The 17,806-nt window shown below is 64.7% G+C and carries 13 protein-coding genes; 8 read left to right on the plus strand and 5 right to left on the minus strand.

All coding sequences use genetic code 11. The annotated features are described in order from the left end of the window. Window positions 1–17 precede the first annotated feature (17 nt). The 4 genes from PRN20_RS11695 to PRN20_RS11710 all read left to right on the plus strand — a co-directional run bounded on the left by PRN20_RS11695 (window position 18) and on the right by PRN20_RS11710 (window position 2,924). Entirely contained in the window at window positions 18–905 is an 888-nt protein-coding gene (locus tag PRN20_RS11695; protein WP_273957534.1) for a DMT family transporter, read from the plus strand. A gap of 120 nt (window positions 906–1,025) precedes the next feature. Continuing rightward, on the plus strand, window positions 1,026–1,784 hold the full coding sequence (locus PRN20_RS11700; protein WP_273957535.1) for a pyridoxine 5'-phosphate synthase: 759 nt from the start codon (window positions 1,026–1,028) through the stop codon (window positions 1,782–1,784). Window positions 1,785–1,867: 83 nt separating this feature from the next. Beyond that, window positions 1,868–2,323 (plus strand): hypothetical protein, encoded by a 456-nt coding sequence (locus tag PRN20_RS11705; protein WP_273957536.1) that lies wholly within the window; start codon window positions 1,868–1,870, stop codon window positions 2,321–2,323. Between the two features lie 451 nt (window positions 2,324–2,774). Then, the gene (locus tag PRN20_RS11710; RefSeq protein WP_273957537.1) at window positions 2,775–2,924 is read left to right on the plus strand and encodes a DUF1127 domain-containing protein; all 150 of its coding nucleotides are present in this window, start codon (window positions 2,775–2,777) and stop codon (window positions 2,922–2,924) included. Between the two features lie 100 nt (window positions 2,925–3,024). On the opposite strand, the gene PRN20_RS11715 is transcribed toward PRN20_RS11710, so the two are convergent. Both PRN20_RS11715 and uvrA read right to left on the minus strand, forming a co-directional pair. Then, the gene (locus PRN20_RS11715; protein WP_273957539.1) at window positions 3,025–4,077 is read right to left on the minus strand and encodes a dipeptidase; all 1,053 of its coding nucleotides are present in this window, start codon (window positions 4,075–4,077) and stop codon (window positions 3,025–3,027) included. Window positions 4,078–4,171: 94 nt separating this feature from the next. Next, window positions 4,172–7,063 carry an excinuclease ABC subunit UvrA gene (gene uvrA / locus PRN20_RS11720; protein WP_273957540.1) on the minus strand — a complete coding sequence of 964 codons (2,892 nt, stop codon included), beginning with the start codon at window positions 7,061–7,063 and terminating at the stop codon, window positions 4,172–4,174. 485 nt (window positions 7,064–7,548) lie between these two features. Here uvrA and ssb point away from each other — a divergent pair, with 485 nt between their 5' ends. Further along, window positions 7,549–8,046 (plus strand): single-stranded DNA-binding protein, encoded by a 498-nt coding sequence (ssb, locus tag PRN20_RS11725; protein ID WP_273957541.1) that lies wholly within the window; start codon window positions 7,549–7,551, stop codon window positions 8,044–8,046. 35 nt (window positions 8,047–8,081) lie between these two features. Beyond that, a complete protein-coding gene (locus PRN20_RS11730) occupies window positions 8,082–8,621 on the plus strand; it encodes a GyrI-like domain-containing protein (RefSeq protein ID WP_273957542.1) in 540 nt (179 codons plus the stop codon). 54 nt (window positions 8,622–8,675) lie between these two features. Here PRN20_RS11730 and PRN20_RS11735 read toward each other — a convergent pair whose 3' ends face one another. The 3 genes from PRN20_RS11735 to PRN20_RS11745 form a co-directional block, all read right to left on the minus strand. After that, entirely contained in the window at window positions 8,676–10,379 is a 1,704-nt protein-coding gene (locus PRN20_RS11735) for a sensor domain-containing diguanylate cyclase (RefSeq protein WP_273957543.1), read from the minus strand. 347 nt (window positions 10,380–10,726) lie between these two features. Then, window positions 10,727–11,260: a hypothetical protein gene (locus tag PRN20_RS11740; protein ID WP_273957544.1), complete on the minus strand. Its 534-nt coding sequence runs from the start codon at window positions 11,258–11,260 to the stop codon at window positions 10,727–10,729. Further along, window positions 11,257–13,554: an efflux RND transporter permease subunit gene (locus PRN20_RS11745; RefSeq protein ID WP_273957545.1), complete on the minus strand. Its 2,298-nt coding sequence runs from the start codon at window positions 13,552–13,554 to the stop codon at window positions 11,257–11,259. Before PRN20_RS11745 ends, PRN20_RS11740 begins: the two co-directional genes overlap by 4 nt. A 279-nt stretch (window positions 13,555–13,833) precedes the next feature. Between PRN20_RS11745 and gyrA the strand changes: the two genes are divergently transcribed. Both gyrA and PRN20_RS11755 read left to right on the plus strand, forming a co-directional pair. Beyond that, window positions 13,834–16,605: a DNA gyrase subunit A gene (gyrA, locus tag PRN20_RS11750; protein ID WP_443112552.1), complete on the plus strand. Its 2,772-nt coding sequence runs from the start codon at window positions 13,834–13,836 to the stop codon at window positions 16,603–16,605. After that, a complete protein-coding gene (locus PRN20_RS11755; RefSeq protein ID WP_273957546.1) occupies window positions 16,589–17,764 on the plus strand; it encodes a S41 family peptidase in 1,176 nt (391 codons plus the stop codon). The genes gyrA and PRN20_RS11755 overlap by 17 nt, the downstream gene beginning before the upstream one ends. Window positions 17,765–17,806: the final 42 nt, after the last annotated feature.

Raw genomic sequence — 17,806 nt, forward strand, 5'->3', positions numbered from 1 at the left:
TTCTGAGAGGATCCGTCGTGTCGTTTGCCAACCACCCGTTCCGCGGACCGCTGTTCATGGTCATCGCGACCGGGTCCTACGTCGTCAACGACACCTTCATGAAGCTCGCGACCGAGGGGTTGCCGCCGTACCAGGTGCTGATGATGCGCGGCATCGCGGCGATGGTGTGGGGCATGCCCCTACTGTTCATCCTCGGCTACGGGCGCAACCTGCCGCAGCTGTTCGAGCGCCGCGTGCTGGTGCGCAACCTCGCCGAGATGGTGGCCATCCTCTGCTACATCGTCGCACTGGCCAACATGCCCATCGCCGATGCCTCGGCGCTGGGGCAGATCACGCCGCTGCTGGTGCTGCTCGGCGTCTCGATCCTGTTCGGCGAAAAGATCGGCGCGGTGCGCATGGCGCTGATCGGGCTCGGCTTCGTCGGGGCGCTCATGGTGGCGCAGCCGACCATGCAGGGCATCTCGATCTACGCGCTGCTGGCGCTCGCAAACGCGGTGCTGTGCGCGGTGCGCGACATCGCCGGGCGGCGGATCGAGCATCATGTGCCAGGGCTGATCGTCGCCATGTCGGCGGTGATCGTGGTGCTGGTCGGGGCAGGGGTCATGCACTTTGCCACCGAGAGCTGGGTGATGCCGCAGGCGCACCACCTGATGCTGCTGGCTGGATCTGGGCTGTTCCTGATCTTCGGCCACTTCTTCATCTTCATGTCGTACCGGATCGGGCCGACCAGCGCGGTCGCGCCGTTCTACTACTTCTTCACGTTCTGGGCGGTGGTGTCCGGCTTCCTCGTTTTCCAGCAGCTGCCCAATGCCCTGGCGCTTGGCGGCATCGTGCTGGTGGTGGCAAGCGGGCTCGCCATCGTGCTGCTCGACGAGCGCCGCCGCCGGCTCGCGCCGGTGGCGTGACAGGGGACTGTCCCAGACGGTGCGTACCCATCTTCGTGGCTGATTGAGCTTATCAAAACGTTCGATTGGCCGGGGCGATGGCGATGCGCTAAGCAGCACTGGCCAAGCCAAGGGGCTGCCATGACGCACCTATCCGTGAACCTCAATGCCATCGCCTTCCTCCGCAACCGCCGGAGCGTGCCGTGGCCCAGCGTCAGCGACATCGCGCGGATCGCGCTCGATGCCGGCGCCGATGGCATCACGGTGCATCCGCGTCCGGATGAGCGACATATCCGCCGAACGGATGTGTTCGAGCTCGTGACGCTGCTGCGGCAGGACTACCCGGGCCGTGAGTTCAACATCGAGGGCTATCCGACCGAGGACTTCCTGACGCTCGTCGAGCGCGCGAAGCCGGACCAGGTGACGTTCGTGCCGGACGATCCGCTGCAGGCCACCTCCGACCATGGCTGGAACATCGAGGCCAACCGGGCCGTGCTCGAGCCGGCGATCGCCCGGATGAAGGCGGCCGGGATCCGCGTTTCGCTCTTCATCAACGCCGATCCGACGGCTCCCGCCTCGGCGGCGAGCGTGGGCGCCGACCGCGTGGAGCTCTACACCGGCCCCTATGGCGGCTCGCTGAAGCCGGAAGTACAGGCCGTGCATCTGGCGGCGCTCAAGGAGACGGCCGATGCGGCGCGGGCCGCCGGTCACAACGCGCGCCCGGGGCAGGGCGGGCTGCTGGTGAACGCCGGGCACGACCTCAATCTGGTCAACCTGCCGCCGCTCAAGCACGCCATCCCGGACCTTGCCGAGGTCTCGATCGGCCATGCGATCACCGCGGATGCCTTGGTCTACGGCATGGCCGAGACCGTGAAGCACTACAAGGTTGCGTGCGCTTGAGCGCTGTCACGCAACCGTCACCCCGCTGTCTGTGAGCGTAGCGCAGCCCTCCTGAGCCGGTGCCCTCAATTCAGGGGGACGCCATGCACGTGCTGCTGTCCCTGGCCGGTGGCTCGCTCGATCCGGAATCGCTGACCAAGGTCGATCTCACCGGTCTCGCCACCATCGCCGGCGACGACGCGGAACCTGAGTATGTCGCGATCAACGGCCTCGATGAGGTCGCCGTGACGCTGCAGGAGAACAACGAGATCGTCATCGTCGACGGCCGGACCGGCCAAGGAGGAGGTTCGCGACCTGATCCCCGACCTCGCATCCAACAACGGCTATGTTGTCGACAAGGTCGAGAGCTTCGCCATCGACACGGCGGGCACCGGTTACGTCATCACCGACAACGACGGCGTCGCGGACTCCTCGGGGGAAACCTTGTTCTGGACCGTCGGAACAATCCGGTAATTCCCCGGTACTTCGCCGGTCGTTACCCACAAAGTAGGGGTCGGTACAACGCCGGCCCCTTCGCTTTTCGCCCCCAGGGAACATGACAGTAGAATGAATTTGCCATGCACCGAGCGCATGTCGGCACTGTATTTTGCCCCGATGCGCATCCCCGCAAATCAGCGCATCCTACCCTGGTCGTGATCCGCGAAAGGAGACCGCCGTGTTCGTACGCGCCGTCTGGCGGCAAAGGCGACTGGTCGACCTCAGGCAGACGCCACGTGAGGCAGATGCTCCGACAATCCGTGATGGAATAGGGATTTGCGGGTCGGACTTCCGAAAAATGACTCGCGGCCTGTTCGACCGCTGACCCTTCATTCTTCGCTAACCATACCCGCCCCTGCCTGGTCGCCACCTTGTCGCCACCAAGCTGAATCGAAGATGAACGCACCCAGTCATAGCCATGCACAAGACGCATAACGGCACTGAGACTTTCCCCACTGCTCAATCACCCACGCTACGACTATCTCTTGGTGCGTAGACGAAAGGAGAAAACAAATGGGCATCCGTACTACCTTCAAGAAATGGGCCGCTTACCAGCAGACCGTCCGTGAGCTTGCTGCTCTCGACAATCGCCAGCTGAGCGACCTGGGTATCACCCGCACCGACATCCAGCGCGTCGCACGCGACCATGCGCGCACCATCTAACGGTACGCCGACTGGTTCCTGCGTAACGCCGGCATCCTAGAACGCTCGCTTCAGACCGAAGCGGGCGTTCAGCCTTTTCTGGGTGGCTTTCCGGCTGAGCTCAGCCGATGGTGCGCTCGAGCAGCGACAGCCAGTTCCCGCTCGCCAGCCTCTCGAGCAGCGTCCGGTCATAACCATGCCGCTCCAGCGCCTCGAACAGTACCGGCAGGCCAGCAGCTGACCCGATCGCCGCGGGGATCGTGGCGCCATCGAAATCCGAACCCAGCCCCACGCGGGTATCGCCCAGCGCCTCGATGAGCGCATCGAGGTGGCGCACCATGTGCTCGACGCTGGTATCGGTCGTCATCCGTCCATCAGGCCTCAGAAAGCCCGTCGCGAAGTTGAGGCCCACCATGCCGTCGCTCTCGCGGATTGCGCGCAACTGGTCGGCGGTCAGGTTGCGCGGACTGGGCGTCAGCGCGTGGACGTTCGAGTGCGTCGCGACCAGCGGTGCGGTCGATATCTCCGCCACGTCCCAGAAGCCCTTCTCGGTGATGTGCGAAAGATCGACGAGGATACGCTTCTCGTTGCAGGCCCGGACGAGCCGCTTGCCCGCCTCGGTGAGCCCCGGGCCGATATCCGGCGAGTGCGGGAAGCGGAAGGGCACGCCATAGCCGAAGATGTTCGTGCGGCTCCAGACCGGCCCGATCGAGCGCAGCCCGGCGGCATGGAGGACATCGAGGAAGTACAGGTCCTCGTCGATCGCCTCGGCGCCCTCGATGTGCAGCACCGCCGCGATGGCGCCACGTCCCATCGCGGCTCGAACATCGCCAGCCGACCGGCAGACCGCAAACGATCCGTCGGACGCGGCTTCGAGGCGCAGCAGCAGGGCGATCTGCGCGACCGTGATCCGCCGGGCGGCATCCATCGGCAATTCGGGCGGCAGCGGGAGGTCGGGAGCGGTTCCCGACGGTCCACTGATATCCCTGGCGTTCGGTGAGGGGCAGAAGACGGCGAACAAGCCTCCGGCAAGCCCGCCGGCCCGCGCCTTCGGCAGATCGATGTGTCCCGTACCGCCGCCGGCAAGGAAGCGGGCGACCGGATCCGGCGAGCTGTCGTTGAACAGACGCAGCAGCGCGTCGTTATGGCCGTCGAATATGGGGATGTCGGTCATGCGGTGCCCCGAGGTGCATTTGGCACCTTCGGCGCCACGACCCAGATAGAGCAGGGATGTCGGGTCGGAACAAGGCGACCCGACGTCACTGTTCCTACTCCGCCGCCTGCACGCGCTGCGGCCGGCGTTCCATGACTTCCTTCAGGAACTTGCCGGTGTACGAGCGCGTGTTGGCCGCAATGTCCTCGGGCGTGCCCTCGCCGACCACCTCGCCGCCGCCGTCACCGCCCTCCGGACCCATGTCGATGATCCAGTCGGCGGTCTTGATGACCTCGAGGTTGTGCTCGATCACCACCACCGTGTTGCCGCTGTCGACGAGCTCGTGCAGCACCTCGAGGAGCTTGGCGATATCGTGGAAGTGAAGGCCCGTAGTGGGCTCGTCGAGCATGTAGAGCGTCCGGCCGGTGGCGCGGCGGCTCAGTTCCTTCGATAGCTTGACGCGCTGCGCCTCGCCGCCCGAAAGCGTCGTGGCCGGCTGGCCGACCTTCACGTAGCCAAGGCCAACTCGTTGCAGGGTCACGAACTTCTCGCGGATCGAGGGGACCGCCGCGAAGAACTCCACCGCCTCGTCGATGGTCATGTCGAGCACGTCGGCGATCGATTTGCCCTTGAACTGAACCTCGAGTGTCTCGCGGTTGTAGCGGTGGCCCTTGCACACCTCGCAGGTGACGTAGACGTCGGGCAGGAAGTGCATCTCGATCTTGATGACGCCGTCGCCCTCGCACTTCTCGCAGCGGCCGCCCTTCACGTTGAACGAGAAACGACCCGGGCCGTAGCCGCGCGCCTTGGCTTCCGGCAGGCCGGCGAACCACTCGCGCATCGGGCCGAAGGCACCGGTATAAGTGGCCGGGTTGGAGCGTGGCGTGCGACCGATCGGCGACTGGTCGATGTCGATCACCTTGTCGAGGTGCTCGAGGCCGGTGAGGTGGTTGTGCGGCGCCGGGTTGACGCGCGCGCCGTTCAGCCGGCGGGCGATGGCCTGGTACATGGTGTCGATCATCAGCGTCGACTTGCCGCCACCGGAGACGCCGGTGATGGCGACGAAGTTGGCGAGCGGCACGTCGACCGACACGTTCTTGAGGTTGTTGCCCGTGGCGCCGTCGAGATGGAGCTTCTTGGATTTGCTCTGCTTGCGCCGCTCGATCGGCATGGGGATCGCGAGCTCGCCGGTCAGGTACTTGCCGGTGATGCTCTTGGGGTTGGTCATGATATCCTTGGGCGAGCCCTCGGCAACGATGTGCCCGCCATGGACACCGGCCCCGGGGCCGATATCGACCACGTAGTCGGCGGCAAGGATCGCGTCCTCGTCATGCTCGACGACGATCACGGTGTTGCCGATGTCGCGCAGCCGCTGCAGCGTCTCGAGCAACCGCTCGTTGTCGCGCTGGTGCAGCCCGATCGAAGGCTCGTCGAGCACGTAGAGCACACCGGTGAGGCCCGAGCCGATCTGGCTGGCGAGACGGATGCGCTGGCTCTCGCCGCCGGACAGCGAGCCGGAGTTGCGCGCCAGCGTCAGGTAGTCGAGCCCGACGTCGTTGAGGAAGCCCAGCCGCTCGCGGATCTCCTTGAAGATGCGCTCGCCGATATGGTTCTGCTGCTCGCTGAGCTTGCCGGGGAGGGTCGCAAACCACTCGGCCGCCGCCTTGATCGACTTGTCGCTGACCTGGCCGATATGGAGGCCGTCGATCTTCACCGCCAGCGATTCCGGCTTCAGCCGGAAGCCGTTGCAGGCGAGGCAGGGCGCCTGCGACATGTAGCGCTCGATCTCCTCGCGCATGCCGGCGCTCTCGGTCTCCTTGTAACGGCGCTCGAGATTGCCGATCACGCCCTCGAAGGGCTTGGTCGACTTGTAGGTCCTCAGGCCATCGTCATAGACGAACTGGATCGCCGTCGAACCCGTGCCGTAGAGCACGGCGTGCTGGACCTCGAAGGGCAACTCGTCCCAGGCCGTTCCAGTCGAGGCGCCGAAGTGCTTGGCCACTGCTCCCAGCGTCTGCAGGTAGTACGGCGCCGAGGTCTTCGACCACGGCAGGATGGCCCCATCGCGCAGCGACAGGCTGCCATCGGGCACGATCAGGTTCGGGTCGATTTTCTGCTCGGTGCCGAGGCCGTCGCAGACCGGGCAGGCGCCGAACGGGTTGTTGAACGAGAACAGCCGCGGCTCGATCTCGGGAATGGTGAAGCCCGAGATCGGATCGGCGAACTTCTCCGAGAAGATCAGGCGCTTTGGCGCGCCCTTCTCGTCCAGCTCATCAGCAAACTCGGCGAAGGCGATGCCGTCGGCCAGCTTCAGCGCTGTCTCGAAGCTCTCGGCCAGCCGACCCGCGATATCCGGTCCGACGACCACGCGATCGACCACGACCTCGATGTCATGCTTGAGTTTCTTGTCGAGGTTCGGCGCATCCTCGATGTCCCAGAACTCGCCGTCGATCTTCACGCGCTGGAAGCCCTTGCGCATGAGGTCGTTGAGTTCGCGCTTGTACTCGCCCTTGCGGCCGCGCGCGATGGGCGCGAGCAGGTAGAGGCGCGTCTCCTCGGGCAGCGCCATGACCTTGTCGACCATCTGGCTGACGGTCTGGCTTTCGATCGGCAGCCCGGTGACGGGCGAGTAGGGGATGCCAACGCGCGCAAACAGCAGGCGCAGGTAGTCGTAGATCTCGGTGACGGTACCGACGGTCGAGCGCGGATTCCGGCTTGTGGTCTTCTGCTCGATGGAGATGGCCGGGGACAGGCCCTCGATGCTCTCCACATCGGGCTTCTGCATCATCTCGAGGAACTGGCGCGCATAGGCGGAGAGCGACTCCACGTAGCGCCGCTGGCCCTCGGCATAGATGGTGTCGAAGGCAAGCGACGACTTGCCCGAGCCGGATAGGCCGGTCATCACGATGAGGCTGTCGCGAGGCAACCTCAGATCGACGTTCTTGAGGTTGTGTTCCTTGGCGCCACGGATGACGAGGTCGCGGTTCGGGTTACGTTTGTCGGCCATTGATACTATCCACCTGCGAGGCGCGCGACCTTAGTGCCGCAATGTGCCAAATCGTGTCAGGGTTTCCGAAAATGTGGGATCGGCTGCTCATCTGGGGATCGGGCGCCGGAGTTGCAACTCTAACCACGTGACGGCTCCCCCTGTCACCATCAACACCGTCATGCCACGATCAACTGATCGAGAACATAAGTAGAACAATCCGGATTCGGTCAAGTCCGTTCACGATGGGCAGCCGGCTCGGGATAAAAGCAGTTGGAACTGCCTGACCGGACAGCGGGTTCGAACCTCGTGCGTCGGGGCTGGGGCCCTGGCGTACGCCCTCGCTGCTTGACAATGGCGCGACAAAGTAGAACATAAAGCGAACGGTTTCGACGAAACTGTGGGCGACGCGCAATGTCGCGCGCACCGCCGATACGATAGCGGTAGGATACGCGCCTCAGTTTTCAGCCCGGTGCGTATCCGGGAACGGATGAAAGGAATGTGCCATGGCTGGCAGTGTGAACAAGGTTATCCTCGTCGGAAACCTGGGCAATGATCCCGAGGTGAGGAACCTGCCAAGTGGCGGCAAGGTCGTGAACCTGTCTGTCGCCACTTCGGACCAGTGGCGCGACAAGAACACCGGCGAGCGCAAGGAGCGCACCGAGTGGCACCGCGTGGTGATCTTCTCCGAGGGCCTCGTGCGCGTGGCCGAGCAGTACCTGCGCAAGGGCGCAAAGGTCTACATCGAGGGCTCGCTGCAGACGCGCAAGTGGCAGGACCAGTCGGGCCAGGACAAGTACTCGACCGAGATCGTGCTGCAGGGCTTCAACTCGACCCTGACCATGCTCGACGGGCGCGGCGAGGGTGAGGGCGCCGGCGGCGGCTTCTCCGGTCCGCGCGAAAACTCGTCCTTCGGTGGCGGCGGCGCCCGCCAGGAGTCGCGTCGCCCCAGTTCCGCGCCGGCCTTCGAGTCCGGCTCGATGGATGACGACATCCCGTTCTGAGGACGGGCAGCGATTGTAGAAGAGAAATGGGCCGCATGTCGGCCCATTTTCGCGACTGGACGTGGTTCTGGAGGGGGACGAACGTGCTGGCAGAAGAAGTTCAAGCGATCGATCGCCCGGAAAAGCACTTGGTCGGCTTCAGGATCCGGGCGACGCTCAACGAGATTCTGAAGTCGAAGGTTGTGCACCGGCTGCGCCAGGAACTTGCGTCGAGAGCGGGGGAAATTGCCGGCAAGACCGAGGACGGCATCTATCTCGTCCAGGTCTATGACGGGCCGGGCTGGACCCCGAATACCCCATTCACGCATGTCGTGGGCAAGGCGGTCGACCGCCTCGGCGCGGTGCCGACGGGCATGACCGCACACACCATCCCCGCCGGACATTTCTTGCGCTTCGAGCACAAGGGTCCCGAATCCCGGATCGGCGGCAGCTACGCCGCCATGAACGCCTGGATGAAGGACAACCAGCGCGAGCAGTGTGCGCCGTTCGACTTCGAATACTGGGGCGACATAGCGAAGCTGGAAGCGCCGGACAGCACCATCGGCATCCATCTGCCCGTTCGCGCGAGCGCTTGACGTTCGTACTTGGTGCGTGAAGGGCGGCCGACACACCACCCGAGTTCAGCCCCCTCAAAGTACTCCCACCAACCGGGCGCGGGTGCTGCTCGGGGCCGCGACGACCTGGTTGCGGCCCTGCGCCTTGGCGCTATAGAGCGCCAGGTCGGCAGCACTGATAAGCCAGGGCCCATCATGGCTGGCGTCGTCCCGCCTCGGATCGATGGTCGCCACGCCGATGCTGACGGTCGCCACCTTCCATGGGAGGTTCCGCTGATGCGGGATGGCAAGCGCCTGGACCTGGCGGCAGATGTCGTTGGCGATGTGCCGTGCACCGGCCGCGTCGCTTTCCGGCAGAAGTAGAGCAAGCTCCTCTCCGCCATAGCGGGCGGCGAGGTCGGTAGTGCGGCGCGCCGCGAGTGCCACTATCGATGCGATGGCCTTCAGGCAGGCGTCGCCGGCAAGGTGCCCATTGTCATCGTTGAAGCGCTTGAACCGGTCGGCATCGATCATCAGCAGCGACACCGGCGCGCCGCTGCGGCGAGCGCGGGCGAGCTCCGCCACGATCGCCGCGTCGAAGGCACGCCTGTTGGCGAGCCCGGTCAGGCCGTCGCGCATCGCCATTGCCTCCAGCTTCATCTCGAGGCGCTTGCGCTCGGTGATGTCGCGCGTCACCCCCACCACCGAAAAGCCCCCGCCGGTCTCGGCCGCGACTCGCAGCGATGTCTCGAGCCAGATCTCACGTCCGTCGCGGTGCAGGCGGCGGAACGCCACCGTTTCCTGCTCGGACGCCCCGCTTCGCAGCCGGTCGGCTGCTGCCACGACTGTCGGGCGGTCGTCGTCGTGGACCACGTCGAAGGCGTTGAGGCCGATGAGCTCGTCCGGGCGGTAGCCGGTGAGACGCTCGAGGGCAGGGGAGATGTAGGTACGCGTACCCTCCCGGTCGAACCGCTCGACCAGGTCGCTGGCGCTCTCGGCAAGCAGGCGAAACTCGGATTCCTTTTGCTCGAGAACAGCCTCGCTGCGGTGACGACGCCGAATCTGGTCGGCAAGCCTCAGCCCGAGCAGAGCAATTGTGCCGGCCAGCGCCAGTGCGAGCAGCCCCCGGAGGATGGCTCCCTCCCACCAGGTGGCAAGGGCCTCGTCGCGCGAAAGGCCGACGACCGCTACGAGCGGGTAGCTGACGCTCTTGTCGTAGCCGCCGATCCTGTTCTCGCCGTCTATGGGTGAGGTGAACTGGTACGCGCCGGTGTTGGACTTCGCGAGCTCCTGGGCAAAGAGCTCCCGACCGCTCATGTTCGAACCGATAAGCGTGGCCTGATAGGGCGAGCGACTGAGGAGGTGACCGGCCGTGTCGAACAGGTTGATGGCGCCGCGCCGTCCCACGTCGATGACGTCGTAGACTTGCGCGAAGTATCGGGAGTCGATGGTGGCGAGGACCACCCCGGCAAAGGTCCCGTCCGGATTGTTGAAGCGCCGGCTTACGGTGGTGACGAGTGCGCCGTCGCTGGTGCGGATCGGTGGGCCGTAGAATGTACCGAGGCTGCTCGACGCACGGTGATTTTGGAAGAACTTGATGCTCCCGAAGTTGCCGCTGCTGGCCTCCGATGACGTGCTTGCGATCCGACGACCGTTGCGGTCGATGATGGTGATGGAATGCAGTCGCGGGCTGCCCGCGATCATCCGCCGGATGAAGGAGTCGGCGCGAATGAGCTCATCCGGATCGTCGTCGATCGCTTGAGCCTCGAAGGCCACCATCGAGACGGCTGTATCCGCCATCTCGTACGTATCCTCGGCATGTTGGCGAAGCGAGTGCGCAAGATTCTGCGCCTCGAGGCCAGCCCGGTTCAGGGCGGCACCATAAGCCGTCCATTCCCTCCATCCCTCGAATCCGAGGATGGCCAAGCAGATCACCGCGACGTAGAGCGCGGTCCTCAAACTCAGGGATGGAAGGGCCGGACGGGCCATAGACATACTTCGGGCTGGCAATAGCCTCTAGGTGTGGCATGGCTTCGTTAACGTCGAACGTAGCCGTCCGGTCGCATCATCCCATTGAAATTCACCAAAAAAAGAGGGCGGACGACTGTTGTCGTCCGCCCGATCGGTAGGGCGATAAGTGGAAGCAGTTACTTCGAAAACGGCACCGAGGCCTTCAGCATTTCGCCGGTCGCATTGAAAACGACCTGGAACTCGACGTCGATACGCTTACCCTTGCCCTTGAGCGCAATGGCTGCCGTGATCGTGAGGTCGTTGCCTTCCTCGTCCTTGTTGCGCTCGCGCAGGTTGAACACGACACCGTCACCCTGCTTCTTGCCGATGGCAACACCGGTGAAGGTGACGTTCGAGGTCATCGCCGCTTCGTAGCGCTTGGCGGAGTCGTTGTAGAGCAGGGTGCCGTTGACCGACAGGCTCGTGCCGGCAAGCGAACAGCGACCGGAATAGTTGATCTTGTCCTGGTTACCCGGGTTGAGCGACAGCCGGCAGACAACGGATTCGCTCTCCGCGCCAATGAGTTGGCCACGCCCTTTCCAGTCGCCCACATAGGACTTCAGCAGGGCCACGTCGGCAGCAGCGGCATAGGCCGGTGCGGCAGCCATGGGGGTAGCGACAAGCAGACCGACGAGCGCGGCGACGCGCGTCAGGGGTCCGAAGAGCTTCATTTCTTAACGCCTCCAAGCGGATGAAAGAATCGCCCCCCGGCGACCAGCAGTGCAGGTAGGATGAACACATCCCCGATCAATGCAAAGCCGAGAGTTATCACAAAAAGCGTACCAAACAAGGCGACCTGCGGCAGCGCGGAGAACATGACGATGGCCATGCCCGAGCAAAGGATCAGTGTGGCCGCGATGATCGCCCCGCCAATACGCTGCATCGTGTGATGGATAGCATCCATGTGTGAACGCCCTTCTTCACGCCGCGAATGGAGATAGTGCGACAGGAAGTGCGTAGTATCGTCGACCGCTATACCAAATGCTATCGTGAGCGCCAGCACGGTGGTGAGCTGCAGGCCGGAGCCGCTGAAGTATAGCCAGGCCTCGGTGCCGAGGACCGGGAAGAGGTTGGGGATGGCGGCTGCGACGGCGACACGCAGCGAGCGGAAGGCCCAGCCGATGAGGAAAAGGTTGACGATCACCGACAGCGTCAGGTCGAGCTGCAGGCCGCGAACGATGCTGTCCGTGGCGTAGGTGGTCATCACCCGGAAGCCGCCAACTTCGGCGCCTGCAATCCCCGCGGCCTTGATATCCGCCTCGATCCCTTCCTTGAGCCGGATGAGCTCCTCGGAGGAAATGATTGTGGGCATGAAGCCGGTGACGAGGGCGCGGTTGCCGTCGTCGGTCACGAAGCGCCGCTTCAGATCGCCCACAGCGTTGAAGATCTGTTCGCGGGTAAAGCCGGAGTCCGCGTAGTGCGTGAACGCGGCAGCCGAGATCACCTTGTTCTGGCCGAGGTACTTCTCGACGATCTGGTGGACCTGCTTGACCTTCTCGAAGTCCTGGTCGCCGACATCGGCGATGCCCTCGTCGAGCGGGACGTTGACATAGAGCGGCGCCACACCGCCCACGCCGGCGTCGATCTCCTCGGCCGCGGTCAGCGCGGTCGAGTCTTTGGCCATGAAGTCTTCGAATGAGAACCGCGGCTGGATCAGCGCGTAGGGGATCAGCAGCAGACCGGTGAGGACGATCGCGACTGCAGCGAGCGGCCGACCGAGGCGGCTGGCGACGAACCAGGCGACCGGGATCGGGGCCGTGATGGCATAGCTCGGCTTGGGCGCCTTGAAGCCGAGCCGGACGGCCAGCTTCAGCAGCAGCGGCAGGAACGTCATCAGGCAGATGAAGTTGGTCACCGAGGCGATCGAACCCGCCCAGGAGAACTCCTGGATGCCCTGGCCGGCCGTCAGCGACAGCGACAGGAACGACACCAGCGTGGTCAGCATCGTCAGCCCGCTGGCCGGGCCGACGACGCGGACGGTTTCATCCACCGCCTTGTACGGATCCATGCCTTCGCGCCAGTAGGCGAGCCAGTTGAAGATGAAGAACAGGCTCTCGGCGAACGCGATCACCAGGACGATCGTCGTGACGATGATGGTGAGGAACGAGAACGAGCCGAACAGGGCAATGATGGTGCCCATGACCCAAACGACGGCGACGAAGGGCGTCGCGGCTACGAGGATGGCGCCCCAGAACGAGCGCAGCGACAGCAGGGCAATGAGGGCGCCGAGGGCAAAGCCGTAGACCGTGAAGGTGATCTGGTCGTCGACCGCGGCGTTCAACATTTCGCTGGTCCAGATCGGCGGACCGGTCAATTCGACCTGCACGCTGTCGGACTTGTAGTCATCGACCAGCGAGCGCAGGTCGTTGATCATGGCGCGGGTGCCGCCACCCTTGGTCATTTCGGGGTTGGGGAACACGATGATGACCACGCCGGACAGGTCCGGGTTGATCAGGTTCTTCATCATCGGGTCGTTGTTGTAGAGGTCGGTGAGCGCCTTGCTGACCTCTTCCGGCGACTGCAGCCCCTCGGGAACCGCGGGCAGGGTGGTACCGTCCGGCCCCGGCACGCGCAGCGTGAAGGCCGACATGGTGCCGGTAATGTATTCGCTGTTCGAGAGGTCCAGCGCCATGGCGCGGATCGTCTCGATGGTCTCGGGATTGGTCAGGTCGGGCGAGTTGACGAGCAGGTAGATGTCGTTCTCGAACGTGCCGAATGTATCGGCCAGGTGCTGGTAGGCCGTGTACTCTTCGCCCGAGTGCGCGAACACGCGCAGCATATCGCCATCGACACTCGCACGCGGAATCTGTGTCACGGTGAAGATGGTCATGGCGAGAACGAAGGTCGCCACAATCCTCGGCCACCTCAACGTCGCCTTGCCAATGTTTTCGAGCCCGAAGCCGATGGAGCGGTCATGCCCGAAGGACCAGTTCCAGATCCGGCCCAGCAGAGTATCCTTCGACAATAGAATCTTCCCTTGGTGACTAAGCCCCGCGTCAGGCGCGGATCATTAAGGGCTGCGCGTCACACCGTCCAGACGTTTAGGGGGCTCGGGCAGCGCCTTCCTGTGCAGCCCGCGAGTTTTGGGCCCAAAGTTGCCGCAAACCCACTGCATTGTGACCACAAGAAGCGCCTGGCAACTCCAATGCCGTGGACATCTCGTCCCGAAAACCCTCAGTCGTTGGTTTCCTCGACGGGAATCGCCTAAAGCTTCCGCAGTTTTTCTTAGCTCGAATACGGCTCCGTGGCAGACAACACCCAAGACGAGAGCGGCGCTCCGGCGCCGTCCGACATCGCCCCGATTTCGCTGACCGACGAAATGCGCAAGTCGTATCTCGATTACGCCATGAGCGTTATCGTGAGCCGAGCCTTGCCGGACGTCCGCGATGGGCTCAAGCCCGTGCATCGGCGCATCCTCTTTTCGATGCACGAACAGGGCTATGTCTGGAACCGGCCCTACCGCAAGTCGGCCCGCGTGGTCGGCGACGTGATCGGTAAGTACCACCCGCACTCGAACGATGCGGTGTACTTCTCGTTGGTCCGTATGGCGCAGGAATTCTCCCTGCGCGTGACGCTGATCGACGGCCAGGGCAACTTCGGCTCGGTCGACGGCGATATGCCGGCCGCCATGCGCTACACCGAAGTGCGCATGGAGAAGGTGACCGACAGCCTTCTCGAGGACATCGACAAGGACACGATCGACTTCAAGGACAACTACGACGCGTCCGAACGAGAGCCGACGGTCCTTCCCGCGCGCTTCCCCAATCTGCTCGTCAACGGCGGCAGCGGTATCGCCGTGGGCATGGCCACCAACATCCCGACGCACAACCTGGGCGAAGTCATCGACGCGCTCCTGATGCTGATGGACAATCCGGAAGCGCTGACCGAGGACCTCATGACGGTCCTGCCGGGCCCGGACTTCCCGACCGCCGGCATCATTCTCGGCCGCGCCGGCATCCGCCAGGCCTACGAGACCGGCCGCGGCGGCATCATGATCCGTGGTCGCGTCCACACCGAGGAAATGCGCAAGGAGCGCGAGGCGCTCATCATCACCGAGATCCCGTTCCAGGTGAACAAGGCGGTGATGATCGAGAAGATCGCCGAGCTGGTGCGCGACAAGCGCATCGAGGGCATCTCCGACATTCGCGACGAGTCGGACCGTAACGGCATGCGCGTCGTGATCGAGATGAAGCGCGACGCCGTGGCCGACGTTGTGCTGAACCAGCTCTACCGGTTCACCCCGCTCCAGGGCTCGTTCGGCTGCAACTTCGTCGCGCTCAACGGCGGCAAGCCGGAGCTGATGAGCCTCAAGACGATGCTCGCGGCATTCATCGACTTCCGCGAGGTCGTGGTCACCCGGCGCACGCGCTTCCTGCTGAACAAGGCGCGGGATCGCGCCCATATCCTCGTCGGCCTGGCTGTTGCCGTGGCCAACGTGGACGAGGTCATCCGCCTCATCCGCACGTCGCCCGATCCGGCCACCGCCCGTGAGCGCCTGATGGAGCGGGATTGGCCCGCCCGCGACGTGGCGCCTCTGATTGCGCTGATCGACGATCCGCGTCACCGCATGAACGAGGACGGCACCTTCAAGCTCTCCGACGAGCAGGCCCGCGCCATCCTTGCACTGACCCTGAGCCGTCTCACGGCGCTGGGCGTCACGGAAATCGGTGAAGAGCTGAACGGTCTCGGCGCGGACATCTCCGAGTACCTGGACATCCTGCGTTCGCGTGAGCGCGTGATGCAGATCGTCCGGGACGAACTGACCGAGATCAAGGACCAGTTCAACACCCCCCGCATCACCACGATCGACGATGCGGCCGGCGACTTCGAGGACGAGGACCTCATCGCCCGCGAGGACATGGTGGTCACCGTCACCCACGGCGGCTACATCAAGCGCGTGCCGCTCTCGGCCTACCGGGCCCAGCGCCGCGGCGGCAAGGGCCGCTCGGGCATGGCGACCCGTGACGAGGACTTCGTCTCGCGCCTGTTCGTCGCCAACACGCACACGCCCGTGCTGTTCTTCTCGTCGGCCGGCCAGGTCTACAAGATGAAGGTCTGGCGCCTGCCCATCGGCGAACCCCAGGCAAGGGGCAGGGCGCTCATCAACATGCTGCCGCTCGATGAGAATGAGCGCATCACCTCGATCATGCCGCTGCCCGAGGACGAGAGCAGTTGGAACCAGCTCGACATCATGTTCGCCACCCGCTCGGGCGGCGTGCGCCGGAACTCGCTGGCCGATTTCGTCGAGATCAACAAGAACGGCAAGATCGCCATGAAGCTCGACGAGGGTGACGAGATCATTGGCGTCGAGACGGCGACCGCTGCGAATGACGTGTTGCTGGCCACCTCGGGCGGCCGTGCCATCCGCTTCGAAGTGGGCGACGTCCGCGTGTTCAAGGGCCGGGATTCGACTGGCGTGCGTGGCATCAGCATGGCCGATGGCGAGCGCGTCATCTCCATGTCGATCCTTCGGCATTTCGAGGCGACCCCGGCAGAGCGCAACACTTTCCTCAAGCAGTACGGCGCGTTCCGCCGGGCGCAGACCGGCGACGGCATCGAGCCCGAGGTACCCGCGGTGGGCGAGGATGCCGAGGAGGAAGGCGGCGAGGTCGCACTGTCGGTCGAGCGCTACGCCGAGATGGACGCCAACCAGCAGTTTGTGCTGACGGTCACCGAACTGGGTTACGGCAAGATCTCGTCGTCCTACGACTTCCGTACGTCGAACCGCGGCGGCAAGGGCATCCAGGCCACCGACCTCGACAAGCTGGACGAAATCGGGGCGCTGGTTGCCGCCTTCCCGGTGGAGGAAAGCGACCAGTTGATGATGGTGTCCAACGGCGGGCAGCTGATCCGGCTGCCGGTCGAGGGCATCCGCTTTACCAAGCGGGCCAGCAAGGGCGTGCGCGTCTTCAAGACCGCGTCCGAAGAGAAGGTGGTCTCGGTCGAGCGCATAAGCGAACCCGACAGCGACGACGATGCCGAGGGCGGCGAGCCCGCCGATGACGGCGCCGAGTGACGGCGACACTCCTTCGATCAAGCAGCGGGCGGCAATTGCCGCCCGTTTGCGTTTGGCCATCGAGGGGAGCTTCGCCCACTGGGAAGCGGTACCCGAACTCGACTTCGAGTCGGCGTTTGACGCGTATCTCGAAGAGGCGCTGAGGGCGGAAACGCGGCTGGGTTTCGTGCTGGCCTCGCAGCGGTTGGTGGCACAGCTGCGCAACGGCCACACCGGCTTTCATGACGACCGGGTGATGCGGCGGCATGGTCGCTCGTTCGGCCTGATGCTGCGGCCGCTTGGCGAGGCGTGGACGGTGACGATCAGCCGGCATGCCGAGCTGACACTAGGCAGCGTGGTCGAGACCATCGACGGCGCCCCGGTGGCTGAGACGTTCGCCCGGGCGCGGCGATTTCTCGCAGCGTCAAGCGACCGTGCGGCCGCCGACAGTCTGTTCTTCCGTCGGCACCTGCTGCCTGATGCGCTCACCCTCGGGCTGGAAGGAGGCGCCACGTTTACCGTGGCGAAGGGGGAATGGCCGGTGGTCGAGGTGCCTCTGCCCGCCGTGCGGTACGGGGAGCGCGGTGTGGCTGTGCTGGCCATCGCCAGCTTCGACGGTCCGAGGTTCGAGGCGGCCGCGGTGGGTGCGGTTCGGACGCTCGACCGCGACGCGCCACTGGTGATCGACCTGCGCGGCAACGGCGGCGGCAACACCCCGTTGCAACTGCTCGCGGCGCTGATGGACCGGCCATATCGGCGCTGGCGGTCGACCGTACTGTCCACCACGACGCTGCAGCGCGCCCTTGGAGAGAAGCCTGAGCCGGTGATCTACCAGGCGCCGCGGCACGAGCCGGTCGCCGGCGCCCATCGCGGGCGGCTGGCCCTCGTCATCGACGCCACCGTCGGCTCGGCCGCCGAGGACTTCGTCATGCCGTTCAAGGACAATGGCCGTGCCGTTCTGGTGGGCGATACGACCGCCGGCAGCAGCGGACAGCCGCATCGGCTCGACCTAGGTGACCGGATGCTGGCCTGGGTCGGCGCCAAGCGCGAATGCTTCCCGGACGGAAGCACCTTCGAGGGCGTTGGAATCGCGCCGGACATCCGCGTGATCACCACGCCGGAGGACCTTGCGTGCGGCCGCGATCCCGCCTTGGCGGCGGCACTCGAGGCTGTGCGCTGATCCCTCTTGCAGTCTGGCTGCCGCTATGGCTGGCTCGCCTTC

This window comes from Devosia sp. ZB163 (assembly GCF_028613635.1).
Taxonomy (GTDB): domain Bacteria; phylum Pseudomonadota; class Alphaproteobacteria; order Rhizobiales; family Devosiaceae; genus Devosia_A.

Excerpts from the sequence above, each read along its gene's own strand:
- PRN20_RS11700 (WP_273957535.1), top strand. The coding sequence starts at position 1,026 with ATGACGCACCTATCCGTGAACCTCAATGCCATCGCCTTCCTCCGCAAC.
- PRN20_RS11705 (WP_273957536.1), top strand. The coding sequence starts at position 1,868 with ATGCACGTGCTGCTGTCCCTGGCCGGTGGCTCGCTCGATCCGGAATCG.
- PRN20_RS11710 (WP_273957537.1), top strand. The coding sequence starts at position 2,775 with ATGGGCATCCGTACTACCTTCAAGAAATGGGCCGCTTACCAGCAGACC.
- PRN20_RS11715 (WP_273957539.1), bottom strand. The coding sequence starts at position 4,077 with ATGACCGACATCCCCATATTCGACGGCCATAACGACGCGCTGCTGCGT.
- uvrA (WP_273957540.1), bottom strand. The coding sequence starts at position 7,063 with ATGGCCGACAAACGTAACCCGAACCGCGACCTCGTCATCCGTGGCGCC.
- ssb (WP_273957541.1), top strand. The coding sequence starts at position 7,549 with ATGGCTGGCAGTGTGAACAAGGTTATCCTCGTCGGAAACCTGGGCAAT.
- PRN20_RS11730 (WP_273957542.1), top strand. The coding sequence starts at position 8,082 with ATGTCGGCCCATTTTCGCGACTGGACGTGGTTCTGGAGGGGGACGAAC.
- PRN20_RS11735 (WP_273957543.1), bottom strand. The coding sequence starts at position 10,379 with ATGGCGGATACAGCCGTCTCGATGGTGGCCTTCGAGGCTCAAGCGATC.
- PRN20_RS11740 (WP_273957544.1), bottom strand. The coding sequence starts at position 11,260 with ATGAAGCTCTTCGGACCCCTGACGCGCGTCGCCGCGCTCGTCGGTCTG.
- PRN20_RS11755 (WP_273957546.1), top strand. The coding sequence starts at position 16,589 with ATGACGGCGCCGAGTGACGGCGACACTCCTTCGATCAAGCAGCGGGCG.